Origin of the sequence: Kosakonia sp. AG348, assembly GCF_003337365.1 — a bacterium.
Taxonomy (GTDB): domain Bacteria; phylum Pseudomonadota; class Gammaproteobacteria; order Enterobacterales; family Enterobacteriaceae; genus Kosakonia.
In genome coordinates, this window is sequence record NZ_QPJR01000002.1 from 1 (window position 1) to 14,373 (window position 14,373).

11 protein-coding genes are annotated in these 14,373 nt (G+C 49.6%); 3 read left to right on the forward strand and 8 right to left on the reverse strand.

Annotated features, from left to right (window positions below; all coding sequences use genetic code 11):
* Positions 1–447: 447 nt before the first annotated feature.
* Positions 448–1,920, forward strand: coding sequence for a hypothetical protein (locus DFO56_RS03855; RefSeq protein ID WP_045513531.1), 1,473 nt, complete (start codon positions 448–450; stop codon positions 1,918–1,920).
* Positions 1,921–2,262: 342 nt separating this feature from the next.
* Here DFO56_RS03855 and DFO56_RS03860 read toward each other — a convergent pair whose 3' ends face one another.
* The 6 genes from DFO56_RS03860 to pth form a co-directional block, all read right to left on the reverse strand.
* The gene (locus tag DFO56_RS03860; RefSeq protein WP_011977806.1) at positions 2,263–3,405 is read right to left on the reverse strand and encodes a hypothetical protein; all 1,143 of its coding nucleotides are present in this window, start codon (positions 3,403–3,405) and stop codon (positions 2,263–2,265) included.
* A gap of 92 nt (positions 3,406–3,497) precedes the next feature.
* Positions 3,498–4,280 (reverse strand): hypothetical protein, encoded by a 783-nt coding sequence (locus DFO56_RS24875; RefSeq protein WP_045513525.1) that lies wholly within the window; start codon positions 4,278–4,280, stop codon positions 3,498–3,500.
* 619 nt (positions 4,281–4,899) lie between these two features.
* Positions 4,900–6,096 (reverse strand): hypothetical protein, encoded by a 1,197-nt coding sequence (locus DFO56_RS03870; protein ID WP_052679828.1) that lies wholly within the window; start codon positions 6,094–6,096, stop codon positions 4,900–4,902.
* Between the two features lie 571 nt (positions 6,097–6,667).
* Positions 6,668–7,861 (reverse strand): integrase arm-type DNA-binding domain-containing protein, encoded by a 1,194-nt coding sequence (locus tag DFO56_RS03875; RefSeq protein ID WP_045513522.1) that lies wholly within the window; start codon positions 7,859–7,861, stop codon positions 6,668–6,670.
* Positions 7,862–8,075: 214 nt separating this feature from the next.
* Positions 8,076–9,167: a redox-regulated ATPase YchF gene (gene ychF, locus DFO56_RS03880; protein ID WP_016495799.1), complete on the reverse strand. Its 1,092-nt coding sequence runs from the start codon at positions 9,165–9,167 to the stop codon at positions 8,076–8,078.
* Positions 9,168–9,293: 126 nt separating this feature from the next.
* Positions 9,294–9,878 carry an aminoacyl-tRNA hydrolase gene (gene pth / locus DFO56_RS03885; protein ID WP_045513521.1) on the reverse strand — a complete coding sequence of 195 codons (585 nt, stop codon included), beginning with the start codon at positions 9,876–9,878 and terminating at the stop codon, positions 9,294–9,296.
* Between the two features lie 271 nt (positions 9,879–10,149).
* On the opposite strand from pth, the gene ychH reads away from it, so the two are divergent.
* On the forward strand, positions 10,150–10,425 hold the full coding sequence (gene ychH, locus DFO56_RS03890) for a stress-induced protein YchH (protein WP_016495800.1): 276 nt from the start codon (positions 10,150–10,152) through the stop codon (positions 10,423–10,425).
* Between the two features lie 113 nt (positions 10,426–10,538).
* Entirely contained in the window at positions 10,539–11,573 is a 1,035-nt protein-coding gene (locus DFO56_RS03895) for a MerR family transcriptional regulator (RefSeq protein WP_045513519.1), read from the forward strand.
* On the opposite strand, the gene dauA is transcribed toward DFO56_RS03895, so the two are convergent.
* Together dauA and prs are read right to left on the reverse strand one after the other, a co-directional pair.
* Entirely contained in the window at positions 11,574–13,253 is a 1,680-nt protein-coding gene (dauA, locus tag DFO56_RS03900) for a C4-dicarboxylic acid transporter DauA (RefSeq protein ID WP_114413846.1), read from the reverse strand.
* 108 nt (positions 13,254–13,361) lie between these two features.
* The gene (gene prs, locus DFO56_RS03905) at positions 13,362–14,309 is read right to left on the reverse strand and encodes a ribose-phosphate diphosphokinase (protein WP_017457137.1); all 948 of its coding nucleotides are present in this window, start codon (positions 14,307–14,309) and stop codon (positions 13,362–13,364) included.
* Positions 14,310–14,373 lie beyond the last annotated feature (64 nt).

The window sequence follows — 14,373 nt, forward strand, 5'->3', positions numbered from 1 at the left end:
GTCGGCATGGTTCTAGCGAACAGATGTCACCGACAGAATATGAAAACCAGTATTATCAACGGCTCGGAAGTGTCTAGATTATCCGTGGCGATTCAGTTGTTCAATATTACGGGCCGTGAGTTTCAGCGTTTAATAAACCGGTAATATTTTGCATATCCGCTAATCCCATTCTGACTGAGCTGATATTTATTCGCTATTTTCGTCTGCAAGGTATATAGCTGCATCTGCAGGGCTATTTATACGGTCTGTTGCTGTATTATTATATATATGTCATTACATACTATAGCCATTACCCAGTATCAGCTATCATGAGGCTCCAGCCTCCAATATTATCATCATCTAATAACCATCTGAACCTTGTTGGGTTCACGTAAGGTTTTTGAGTAATTCAGTTGTAAATAAATGGGGTCAGAGCATGGTGCTATGATCTCTATATACAGGTGAATTATGAAGCCATATATTACGTACAACAATATTCTTGTCACAGATTCAACGCTGGATTATTTCAAAGAAGTTGTTTTCAGTATCCCTTACCATGGTGTTCCAGGTCTACGGTGTCCTTTTTATCGTAATATTGCAGTATTTCTGCAACACGTTATTTGCGTCGCTACCTGTAGTCGTAAAAACAAGAAAAAAGCAAAGATTAAGGTGAATAAAAAATGGTCTTATTCTGTGCCAGTACCCTTTGAGCTGGGTAGGGCGAAACTCCCTGGAGTATTCAAGAAAAGTGGGCCGACCAATGAGCGTGCAATGGAGGCACTGGCAAGCGCGGGAATTATCAAACTAACCGGGTATTCCAATGCTCAAAGCTCTTGCCGGGAATATGCTGTTTCTCAACGTTTTCTGCGTAAGTTATTTGGCAACGATCGCCATGCATACCTTAGCCGTCAGGATCGTTACCATTATCTGACTGATATTTTCACCAAGCGTAAAAGTTACTCATTTGATGAACTGATTGGGATTGCTATTGATCGTGGGCAGCATGCCAAACATGAGCAGTCTAAACGCGATATCCCTAACGCTACCTTCAGGGAGTTGGTAGTGGGGGTCTGGAACAATCTTGAGCCGCTTGAAATCAATCTGGATGCACTGCTGGATTACTATAACGAGAATCCCACGAAGAAGAACAAAATATTCATTTTCAATTTCCTGTCGAGACTGGCTGAAACTGGCGTGGAGATGGTGAAAGAGTCACCGTTAATGGTGGCTTACAGGCAATCGTATAAAACTGCGTACATTGGCGGGAGATCCTTTGAAGTTGGTACAGGCTTTCAGAGCTTGCCCTCTGCCATGAAGTGGGTGTGTCTGGCGCGTGGTGTCAATTATGACATCAAGGGATGCCAGCTTGAGATTCTGCGGCATGAGCTGTGGTTTATCGGTGTTTCAGCAAAGAGCCTAGAAGTACTGGAAACGAGCTATATCTGCCGGGTACTACGTATTGCGGAAGAACTGGTTAAGCAATTTCGGTTCTCCAGTGTATTCAATGCTGGTTTTGTTACCCTATCACTTAAATCCAGCACAAGACGCTTGTTGAATCGTGAATTAGGTGAGGCAGAGGCTGAACGAGTACTGAAACGCTGGAAACGCCTTCTGAAGCCTTTACGGCGAGATTTGGCTTTATTGCTGGATCATTATGAAGGCACAGCTAAAACCAATCGTTACGGTAAATGCGTTACCAACGCGGTAGGGCAACCATTCAACATCACCTACAAAAATGTGGCAACGCGTAAACGCAGGAAGTCGGATGTGATGCGCCGAAAATTGTTGTCGCACATGTTACAGGGTCTGGAAAGCCGCGCTGTATATGATTACGTCATCAGCCACAAGGGCGTTTGCGCACTGGAGCACGATGGATTTGTTTCATACGAAGAAGTAACTGACTGGGCTCATCCATACCTTTTGATTGAGAAAAAGCATTAAAGGGCCATTCAGTTAGCTGAGGCCCATCACCGGTTGATAAACTCTGCGTGATGACCTCTTTCCTAGGGATCAACATAGCCAGAGATAAGGAAGGTCTGCTCTGAGCGAACAGCGGAAGTTGGCATTTGCCATAACCGCAGGGATGTAGGACTAACATTGACGTGTAATAATCAACTGGGAGCTGGTCAGGATTGCCTAACACTGTGGGGGGCGACGGCCAAGTTGACGGATCACAAGGGAAAACTGCTGGCCAATAGCGACAATGTGGCCAGCCCTTTGCGCAAGGTGTGCAATAAATCCTAGGCGGATATGCCAAGCGCAGAAAAAACCTCTAGGGGTAAGTTACTTGGTTGCAGCGGTTGGTCTTCCAACAAATAGATTGATACCGCTCCTTCGAAACTTACTTCTGTCGAATACGGAGACCGCGAACACCTCCGCAATGTGTTTGATCTGTTCAGGGCTGAAGTTATCGTTAATGTACTTCGGACCGTAGGCGGAGTTCTCAACGTAGTTGAGCACGATGTTTGAAAGGCCAATCTTCAGCGCTTCATCCTCTAGCTTGAGCAGTCGTTCTATCGACGCCTTGAAACTCTGGTTACCCTTAGAGAAGGTGAATATGACATGGGTTTTATCGCCTTCCGGAAAAACGTTGAGCATCACGTTCTTTATTTCAGCATTGCTCGCTGCGCTTGATCGAGCCATTCGCTGCTCCTCCTGCTTGGATATGATCCGACTGCCATCATGGTCGAAGTATGGGATAAACGACGCGCAGCATGCTACAAGGAAAGCACCGTCGAGGACATGGTAGACGTGCTCGAATCCCAACGACTCCTCGCGTTCGATAGTGTCTGTCAACTCGTCGCAGATTTGCTGCAGTTCAGAAATGCTGTGTTCGCACTGCATGTGCAGTACCCGAATTTGATGGTTCTTCTCCCCTTGCAACATGGCTTCGAGAATGAAGTCAGGGACCTTGATTTCGCCTGACTTGATCTGCGGTAGCGTCATCTGGAAGTGCGCTGGAAAGTCATTAACGTTTAACTTGTCACCCAGCAGAACTTCGCAAAAAGCCTTTGACTCAAGGATGGAGTGTAATTCCTTGGCTGCAGCCCGATAGGCGTAGATGTTCAGCTGCTTGTTCGTTGCACTGAACGCTACATCTTCAATCGGTTGGAATATGGCTTTGTCGTGGCCGCCGCAGAATCCGGTGAAGGTGCTGAATTTTTTGATTCCTTGTAGCTTAAATTCCGGCTGCATAGATTGCATGTCCTCTGCCGGCGCTAAGCCAAGGTGGTATATTTTCCCCTCGTTTTCTCCGCTTACATCTGCGATAGATTCGAGTATTTTTCCCCGTTGGATAGAGTGGGCGTGGATAATTTTCCCAGAACACTTAAGTTTATCGTCGCCGGCTCGCAAGCATGCTTTTATGCTGGCTTCTTTCTGGTTTTGGCTCAAAAGTTTGTTGAACTCGATCTGCTCTGGATTCACTAAGATTTTCCTCAAACAAGGATGGCAAGCCCCGGGCTTGCATTATTTGGGCCTTCATGGGCCCCCTATGCGCCCCCTGTGTGAAAGGATGGCTAGATTCTGGTCGGCGCAATACTCTGAAGATCTTTGCACAAGGCAATGCCGTAGGCATTTGCAAGGTTGGCAATCTGCATTCCTATGGATTTCCGAAGTGCTGACAGTGCGTCATTGAAATGGAGCCACTCAGGATTACCTGAACTACATCGTAATGTTCTAAGGTCGACTGACTTCATCGCGTCGAAGAAAATCAGAATCGTCTTGGTTAGCGACAGCAGTATTTCATCAAGTGCTGTTCCGTCGAGGAGATTCCCCCGAATAGTGGTGAATCGTCGACGAAGTTCATCAAGCGACTGTCGTACGTGGTCGGGACATTCGGCATCGAATGTGGCCCATAACGAACGACGGTCCGTCATTGCAGAGACGATTTCCTTCGCTATCTGCGGTTCCATGCGCCCAGATTGAAGCAAGGCAAGGCTGCGTGAATATCCTTCGGTGCGGACCTCTGATACCATATTCTCGTGGTCTCGCTTCCACTTGCGAAGCAAGTCCGCGTCGTAAGCGCAGTCGTCACCATCGACAATGACTCCGCACTCCCGACAAAGCCACAGACCGTTATCTATGGACGTTCGTTCTGCGACGGTCTGCGAGGTCTTGTAGCGTGGCCCCAGTTCGGAGGCCGCATGAATATGTGCAGCGTGACCCGAAGTCAAAGCTTTGTTTGGGTCGGAGTGCGGCCCGATCGTGAGCTTGAGACAACGCGGATTGGAGCAAAAATGTGCAGCCCGACGGGCAAGCGCTAATTTCGTGGCTGCTTTGAAGTCATCCCTCTTGGTCACTCCCAACCTCTCTGTTTGATATGAATTATTTTCCCTAAATATTATCGCGTCGTAGGAGCGAAAGCACTGACCAATGCACTAAAACTCGATCGCGCCGGAGCCTTTAGTGTTCGATTCTCAATAGACGCTGCTGCATAAATCTGTGTGCTCAAGCCAGTAGGTTTTTTGCATGAGCCAGCCCAACAGTAGTTCCAAACCACGTTATCTATCCTGGCTGGTTCTGCTATAACGCGGCTTTGAAGACTCGGAACGATCCTGTTCGCACGCAACCTGGAGTAGCGGTCTTTTAGCAGTATGGGCGCAACGAAACTTGCTTACCATTGCGATCAGCTCTGCTGAATCTCCGACCTTGGCAGGGCAGCGGTCACTCAGTCCATGGAGAGTTCAATGATTGGTAAGAACTACAGTGGCCACCTATCCGCCAAAACTGGAGGCTGCAGTCAATTGACCTGCCCCCCATAAATTAACATATCTCAATGTTATCAATGTCTGCTCCTGGCACTGAGCGGACGAGTTTATTGAGCTAAGGGTCTGCTGTGAGCGAAGAGCTGCCGTTAGTACTTAAAAGCCGCATCCCATTAATAAACATGTGTCCAACTCTAGTTTTATGTCAATATAATCACCCCCCAATATTGGGAAGTTTCACCTGCAATCCCGGCAAGTAAATACTTATAGGATTATCTTCACCTCGGTTGTTATCTGTTGGATTTAGATAATTTTTAATGTGGTCAATTAGCTCATTTTTAGCCGATTCCATTCTATCTATAAGTGTATAGATATCCGAGACATCGATAACAATCGTACGCCCCTGAGCTACATCAAATGGAATCTTATCTCCTTTTCTTATTATTTGAATAGTGGGGAGTTTTGTCATATGTCTAACACCCAGTTCATAAAACGCATTAGGATTTCCGAATGAAAGGTCTGCAACACAAAATTTACTAGAAATTATATGCTCAAATATTTGTTGTGAAATTAGACCAGACCTACCTATTTTATCGGCCCGTACAACTTGAATTCCGAAGGTGGAAAATGCAGGTTCGATCAAATGTTTTAAAAGCATATCGGCATGTTTCCGTTCCGCCGATAATTCCTCACCTATTGGGGTAATGTAAAAGCATAGCTTTTCCATATTAGATATATTAGACTGGTTATCTATAGTTTCTTCAGCGGCCGTGATTTCAGTTGTCTTATCCCCGACATCTAAAATTCCGATACTTTTATTTTCCGTAGGAGTATCTGCTACTGTGCTTGTCACTAGTCCATCTAAACGTATTGTTTTTTTACCACCAGAGTGTTCTAAAATTATCCCTGCATATTCTGCGTTAGAAATAATAATACTTCTGGCTTCTTCAACTCGATCTCTTGGTATGGAGTAACGATTTTCCAGTACATTGTTAAGAAACTCATCATCTGGAATAAGTTTACCATCATAATCCGAGTAAAATTTACTTGGTATTGTTGGAATTCGTATAGCTTTAATTGCTGCTTCTGTTTTTTCTTCTGGATAGTTTGGAGCTAACAACTTTCGGCCCGTTTCAGAGAGATGAAATTTATCGTTTTCCTTCACAATGAGCTCATAAGCTTGAGCCCCCCAAATTAAATACTTGGTATTAGGCGATTTTGAGCCAACATTCATTGCCCCCGCAATTTCATCCCACGTAGCTGAACCACCAGCATATATTTCATATATTGGTTTTATAACTGCAAGGCATTCTTCCAACGTCTTTTTGGGAAGCTCATTTGTCGATACCTGTTTTTTTCCTGTTTTGGGTCCACGTGGTTTAGCTTCGGTTTTTTCTTTTTCTTCCGACATGTTTATCACCTATCTTTGGATTCATGTGGTATGTAGCTCTAACAATTTAATAGAAAGTTCGATGTCCGTAGGACGAACATTAGTGCTCTCTCTTTATGATTTTTTCTACCGATACAAAATTAACGCTCATATACTTTTATTTCAATATGTTATTTTGGACATCGCGAAAATGAAACCTGCAAGGTCAATGCAGGTAGCAGCAGCTACCTAGCTATGAATCTTATACGTAATCAGAATAAAAACTCTTTTATTCAATATGTTATAGTATTCCTATGATACCATCGGTAAAGGGATGTTCATTCTAGCATTTCTAACGTCCGCTCCTGGCACCCAGCAGACGTTCGTAGAGCTTACATGCTGTACACAGAAAGATTTTTTGTAGGGCATTAAGTGGGAAGGGGGGTTCTTATAGGGCTTGTAAGTATCTGGCGATGCGCCATGTATAAAGATCCCGAAAACTATGGGCATTCGTATGCACTGTTTGCATATACTATAGGTTGAATTGTAGGTTTTAATTAAATTTCAATAAATATCTATTTTAATCAATAATAAAACACCAATGCATCAGCGTTTACGAAACATCAACGCTGATGTAGGTGCTGCTTACCCATCCATCAAGCCTATCAGCCCATTCCTGCATCATCACTTTACGCTCATCAAGATAGGTCGCATGGTTGTACGCGCGGCGAACATTGTTGGTATCAGCATGCGCAAGCTGAGCTTCGATAGCATCAGGTCGATAGCCCATCTCGTTTAAACGGGTACTTCCTGTTGTTCTGGTTGCATGCGGACTATAAGTTCCGCTCCAGCCGAGGCTTTTAAGTAGCTGACGCAGCGAGTGTGATGTCATCGGGCCACGTGGGTTGTCTCGGCCCGGAAAAAGGTGCTGTCGATGCCCGGTTAATCCTTGTAACGTTCTGAGCATATTAACAGCCTGGGAGGGAAGGGGAATAACGTGTTCTCTGCGAGCTTTCATGCGCGTTGCCGGAATGGTCCATAGGGCATTATCGATATCGAATTCTGCCCATTCTGCCTCGGTGACTTCGGCTGGTCGCGCCAGCGTCCACCACATTAGCCACATGCAATAGTTAACCTGATATGAGCCGCGACTGTTATCAAAACAGCTTAATAGCTTCCCGATTTGCTGCGGATTCAATGCCTGTTTGTGCTGTGTCTTATTCGCCGGAAGCGCCTTGCGTACAGGCCAGACAGGATCGCTGTCAGCTCTAAGCGTTGCCACTGCCAACTCGAAAACTGATGAAATAGTACGTCGCGCTTCAGCTGCAACAGTCGGAGCGCCGCGTTTAGTGGTTTCCTGAAGAATTTTAAGAATGTGGTGTGGAGTGATCTCCCTGATAGGGAGCTTACCGATTAAGGGGAATACCACGCGTTCTAGCATATCCAGTCGGCGCGTTTTGGTAATTTCTGCCCAGTCTTTCATTTGCAACCACTCTTTAGCGATAAGCTCAAAGGTGTTTGATGCATCATTAACCTTGCGGATTTTATCTAACTGACGAGCCAGTGCCGGGTTGACTCCATCCGCAACTTGCTTTCTCGCTTGCTCACATTTCTCTCGTGCTTCGGAGAGTTTTACCGCTGGATACTCACCCAAAGCAAACATGCTTGATTTTCCGTTGAGTTTAAATCGATAGCGCCATGCCTTTTTGCCATTGGGTTTCACTTCAAGGTAGAGACCATTAAAGTCATTGAGCCGATAGAGTTTTTCTTTCGCCTTGGCATTGCGGCATTGCGTATCAGTGAGCATAGCGGATCCTTGACTATTTCTTATACCGTTATTGTACTCACCTAAAATGATAATGGAAACGGATTGTACTCATCTATGTACTCATTTTAGACTGCGCTTCCATGAGATTACATGAGACAATGTGGAATAAAAAATCCACGCAAGTGCGTGGATTTTAGCGGGTTTTGTGAGCTTCATGAGATGTTCTGATACCTCATGAGACAACAAAACTTATTTAGACGTTGAACAGGAAGTTCATCACATCGCCATCTTTCACGATGTACTCTTTGCCTTCTGCACGCATCTTGCCGGCTTCTTTCGCACCTTGCTCACCTTTGTAAGCGATGAAATCTTCATACGCAATGGTCTGCGCGCGAATAAAGCCTTTTTCGAAGTCGGTATGGATTTTACCCGCCGCCTGCGGCGCGGTTGCGCCAACCGGGATGGTCCAAGCACGCACTTCTTTCACGCCGGCGGTGAAGTAAGTTTGCAGGTTCAGCAGGGCGTAACCTGCGCGGATCACGCGGTTCAGCCCCGGCTCTTCCAGACCCAGTTCGGCCATGAACTCGTCACGCTCTTCATCGTCCAGCTCGGCGATATCTGCTTCAACGGCGGCACAAACCGGCACCACGACGGAGCCTTCTTGCTCAGCGATAGCGCGAACCTGGTCAAGGTAAGGGTTATTTTCAAAGCCGTCTTCGTTCACGTTAGCGATATACATGGTCGGCTTCAGTGTCAGGAAGCTCAGGTAACGAATCGCTTCTTTCTCTTCTTTGCTCAGATCCAGCGCGCGCAGCATACCGGCGTTTTCCAGTTGCGGCAGGCATTTTTCCAGCGCGGCCAGCTCAACTTTCGCATCTTTGTCGCCGCCTTTCGCTTTTTTGGACACGCGATGGATAGCGCGTTCGCAGGTATCCAGGTCAGAAAGCGCCAGCTCGGTGTTGATCACGTCAATATCTTCCGCCGGGTTCACTTTGCCCGCAACGTGGATGATATTGTCGTTCTCAAAACAGCGCACAACGTGGCCGATGGCTTCCGTTTCGCGAATGTTGGTCAAAAACTGGTTGCCCAGACCTTCGCCTTTGGACGCGCCTTTTACCAGACCGGCGATGTCGACGAATTCCATGGTGGTCGGCAGAATACGCTGCGGTTTCACGATTTCCGCGAGTTTATCCAGACGCGGATCGGGCATCGGTACGACACCGGTGTTCGGCTCAATAGTACAGAACGGGAAGTTAGCCGCTTCAATACCTGCTTTGGTGAGCGCATTGAACAGGGTGGATTTACCTACGTTGGGCAGGCCAACGATACCGCATTTGAATCCCATGATGTAATTACCTTAATATCTTGATAATCAACCTGTTGCGAAAAACAGATTGTAGAAAAGTGAATAACTTTGGCTATTATACACGTAACCGCTGTTACGCGCGGCAAAAATGCCGCCGCAACCCGCTTACTGCGCCTTAAAGGCATGCAGGCGATTGGTGGCTTTGGTTAAACCGTCTTTCAGCCAGATCTCGGTACAACGCGCCGCTTCGTCTACGGCTTCGTCAATCAGCTTCTGTTCGGAAACCGGTGGCTTACCCAGCACAAAACCGACAACCTTGTTTTTATCACCCGGATGACCAATTCCAACGCGTAAACGGTGAAAATTGGGGTTATTGCCCAATTTACTGATGATATCTTTCAGACCATTATGCCCACCGTGGCCGCCCCCCAGTTTAAATTTCGCCACGCCTGGCGGCAGATCCAGCTCATCGTGGGCGACGAGGATTTCGTCCGGGTTGATGCGATAAAACGTCGCCATTGCCGCGACCGCCTTACCGCTCAGGTTCATAAATGTCGTGGGAACCAGCAGACGCACGTCTTCACCCGTCAGATTGATGCGCGAGGTATAGCCGAAAAACTTCGGTTCGTCGCGCAGCGGTGCGCGGGCTCTCTCCGCCAACAAATCGACATACCAGGCGCCCGCGTTATGGCGCGTCGCGGCGTATTCAGCGCCGGGGTTCGCCAGCCCGACAATCAGTTTAATCGTCACTTTTTATTCCTGACCAGATCAATGTCCGGCGCGTAGTTTACGTTGTGCGGGACGCGAAGACAAAATTCTCCCGGCGAAACGCGAAAAATGATAATGATTGCTCACATCAACCATTCGAATTTCATGTAGTTCAGTAGGTTATTTGTAAATTTGTGTTAGTCATAGATGTGTAATTGTGATCGTGCCCGCAACCGCTAAAAGGGTGGCTGTCTATACTTTACACACAAGGATTGGGGTTATCCCATCCAACCCGTCGTTCCGGAGGTGACAGATGAAACGCAAAAACGCTTCGTTGCTCGGTAATGTGCTTATGGGGTTGGGGTTGGTCGTGATGGTTGTCGGCGTCGGTTATTCCATTTTAAACCAGTTGCCGCAACTTAACCTGCCGCAGTTTTTTGCCCATGGCGCTGTGCTGAGCATCTTCCTCGGCGCCGTTCTCTGGCTCGCTGGCGCCCGCGTAAGTGGTCATGAGCAGGTGTGCGATAAGTACTGGTGGGTGCGTCATTATGACAAACGCTGCCGCAGGGACCGGCAACATCATAGTTAAAAAGTCAGTTTCGATAACGGTTCCTGCGGGAGCCGTTTTTTTTTGGCTTTTTTCTTGACCCTCACGTAACGTGAGGCCCGATAGTCCAGTCTGTGGGCGAGAAAGGAGCAGCTATGTTGATTCAGGTGGGGGAGTTAGCGCGACGTGCGGGGATCAGTGTGCGTACGTTGCACCACTACGAGCAAATCGGTTTGCTGTTGCCTTCTGCCCGAAGCGCCGCCGGATACCGGCTTTATGCGCTCGCGGATGTCAAACGCCTGCATATGATTCAGGCGCTGGCGAAAGCGGGTATGGAACTGGCGGCAATCGGGGATTATCTGGCGCGGGAAACGCGTCCGCTGGCGGAATTACTGGATGACCAAATCATGCTGCTCGACAAGCAAATGCGCAATATTGTCACGCTGCGCGAACAGCTTGCGGTGTTGCGTGATGGTCTCGCCAGCGGCGTGGAGCCCGATCTGGAGTCCTGGCTACAGACCCTGGAGTTAATGAAAATGTACGATCGTTGGTTTAGTCCGCAAGAGTTACAGGAATTACCGTTTGCCTCGCGCGATGAGGCTCGCGAACGATTCTGGGCGCATATGGTGAGCGAAGTGCAAACCCTTTTAGCGCAGAAGTGCCCGGTGGATGATCCGCGCGCGATGGAGCTGGCAACCCGCTGGATGACGCGGCTGGAGCAGGATACTGCCAACAAACCGGAGTTTCTGACCCGCTTAAATGAGATGCACCGCGTGGAGCCCCAAATGCGTGAGCAAACAGGCATTACGCAGGAAGCGGTCGATTTTATTACCCACAGTTTTGCGGAAAGCAAGCTCGCTATCTGGCAGCGTTATTTGTCTGCGCAAGAGATGGCGTTTACCCGGGCGCACTATTTTGACCGCATGATGGAGTGGCCGCCGCTGGTGGCGAAACTGCATACCGCTCAACGTCAGGCAGTAGATCCAGAGTCTGACGAAGCGCAGGCGCTGGCCGCTAACTGGCTGGAGCTGTTCCAGTCTTATGCTGGAACCGATCCGCAAACGCAGCAAAAATTCCGCAGGGCGATGCAACAGGAGCCGCATCTGATGAAGGGAACCTGGATGACGCCCGACGTGCTGCAATGGCTACAACGGGCGATCGAGGTGATGATGCGCCGCCGCGCATCATGATTACAGGTCGGCTAAGGCCGCATCACGGTTAGGGAAGAAGGACAGACGGCCAGGGATTGGCTGTATACCCGCGCGTGCCAGCGTGCGTAGCGGCTGGAACTCAAGGTTGCTGACGCGCAGTTCAGTACCCTGCGGCAGGCGGTTGACGAAACGACGGAAAGCGTCCAGCCCGCCTGCATCCAGCACCGGCACCGCATCCCATTTCAGCACCACAATGCGCTTCCCGGCGATACGGGTTTCCAGATCGCTGAACACACTTTCTGCAGCAGCAAAGAACAGCGGGCCGATCACGCGTAGCACCAGCACATCATCCGGTACGCTGACGTTTACCACGGACAAGTGAGTCATCCGCGCGATACGGCGCATAAAAAGCAGCGACGCGAGCACAATCCCTACGCTGATGGCGATCACCATATCGAACAACACGGTCAGTGACATGCAAATCAGCATCACCACAATGTCATCCACCGGCGCGCGGCGCAGCAGATCGATCACTTTGTGCGCTTCACTCATATTCCACGCCACCATCAGCAACAGCGCCGCCATGGCAGACAGCGGCAGCCAGGAGAGCAGGGGAGCCAGCGCCAGTAACGCCATGATCACTAACAGTGAGTGAACCACCGCCGAAATGGGTGACGTGGCCCCTGCGCGGACGTTGGCCGCCGAACGGGCAATCGCTGCGGTCGCGGTGATCCCACCGAAGAACGGTGCAACGATATTCCCCAGCCCCTGGCCAATCAGCTCGCTGTTGGCTTTATGTTTGGTGCCGGTCATACCGTCCAGCACGACAGCGCACAGCAGCGATTCGATAGCACCAAGCATTGCCATAGAAAATGCCGCAGGCAGCAACGCGCGCAGCGAATCCCAGCTCAGGGTAAATTCAGAACCTGGCAGATCCCACGGCAGCACCAGTTGCGGCAGCAGCTGCGGGATGCCGTTGCCCTGCGAACCATCTGCCAGCACGTAGTGAAATTGCGAACCGATGGTCGCGACGTGACCGCCGAGCAGATTGACCACCAGCATCACCGCGCAGCCCGCCAGCAGCGCGGGCAGATGCCCCGGTAGACGTAAACGCAGGCGCGGCCACAGCACCAGCGTGGCGAGGGTGACAATACCAATCGCCGCATCACCCGGATTGACTGTCGGCAGTGCCATCACCAGCGCGCCGACTTTTTGCAGATAGTGTTCCGGCACATGCGGCATTTGCAGGCCGAGAAAATCTTTTATCTGCATGGTGGCGATGGTAATACCGATCCCGGAAGTGAAACCGAGCGTCACAGAAAGCGGAATGTATTCAATTAACCGACCAAAGCGCGCTAGCCCGAAGAGGATCAGAAACACACCGGACATCAGCGTCGCTACCAGCAGGCCCGACAGACCAAACTGCTGCGAAACCGGGTACAGGATCACCACGAAGGCGGCCGTCGGACCGGAAACGCTGTAGCGCGAACCGCCGCTCAGGGCAATAACAATCCCGGCAACCGCCGATGTATAAAGCCCGTATTGCGGTGCCACGCCACTGCCGATCGCCAGCGCCATCGCCAGCGGGATAGCGATAATACCAACCGTTATCCCGGCAATCAGATCGCGGGTGAAACGGGCGGTGGTGTATTTTTCTTTCCAGCACGCGTCGATTAGCGCGCGAAAAGGCATGACATGAGGTGAGAACAATCTGTTCACAATGGTCTGGCGTCCCCTGGAAATCATTCGATAACTAATTAATAAATCATACAAATAATATTTAAAGCTAAAAAAACCCGCCTGAGCGGGTTTTTTATACAGCAACGATTAATGTTCGAACATGGCGGAAATCGATTCTTCGTTACTGATACGACGGATAGCTTCAGCCAGCATGCCAGACAGCGTCAGCGTACGTACGTTCGGCAGCGCTTTGATCTCATCACTCAGCGGAATGGTGTCGCAGACAACCACTTCGTCGATCACAGAGTTGCGCAGGTTATTTACCGCATTACCGGAGAAAATCGGGTGAGTGGCATAGGCGAACACGCGTTTCGCACCACGCTCTTTCAGCGCTTCTGCTGCTTTGCACAGCGTACCGCCGGTATCGATCATGTCGTCAACCAAGACGCAGTCGCGGTTTGCCACGTCACCGATGATATGCATCACCTGGGAGACGTTAGCGCGCGGACGGCGTTTATCAATGATCGCCATATCGGTATCGTTCAGCAGCTTGGCAATCGCACGGGCGCGAACGACGCCACCGATATCCGGGGAAACCACAATCGGGTTGTCCAGATTCAGTTGCAGCATATCTTCAAGCAGGATTGGGCTACCGAATACGTTATCTACCGGTACATCGAAGAAGCCCTGAATCTGTTCAGCATGCAGGTCAACGGTCAGTACACGGTCAACGCCGACGCTTGAGAGGAAATCGGCAACCACTTTTGCGGTAATCGGTACACGGGCGGAGCGCACGCGGCGATCCTGACGGGCATAGCCAAAGTAAGGAATGACCGCGGTGATACGACCTGCGGAAGCACGGCGCAGGGCATCAACCATCACAACCAATTCCATCAGGTTGTCGTTGGTAGGGGCACAAGTGGACTGGATGATGAAAATATCACCACCGCGTACATTTTCATTGATTTGTACGCTGACTTCGCCGTCGCTAAAGCGACCTACGGCGGCGTCGCCGAGAGAAGTGTACAGGCGGTTGGCAATACGTTGTGCTAGTTCCGGGGTAGCGTTACCAGCAAAAAGCTTCATATCAGGCACGAGAAGAACCTCAGGCATGCGTCCAGTGGTGGATAGAATCGGCCAAAATGTGCGGTCAGGGCTG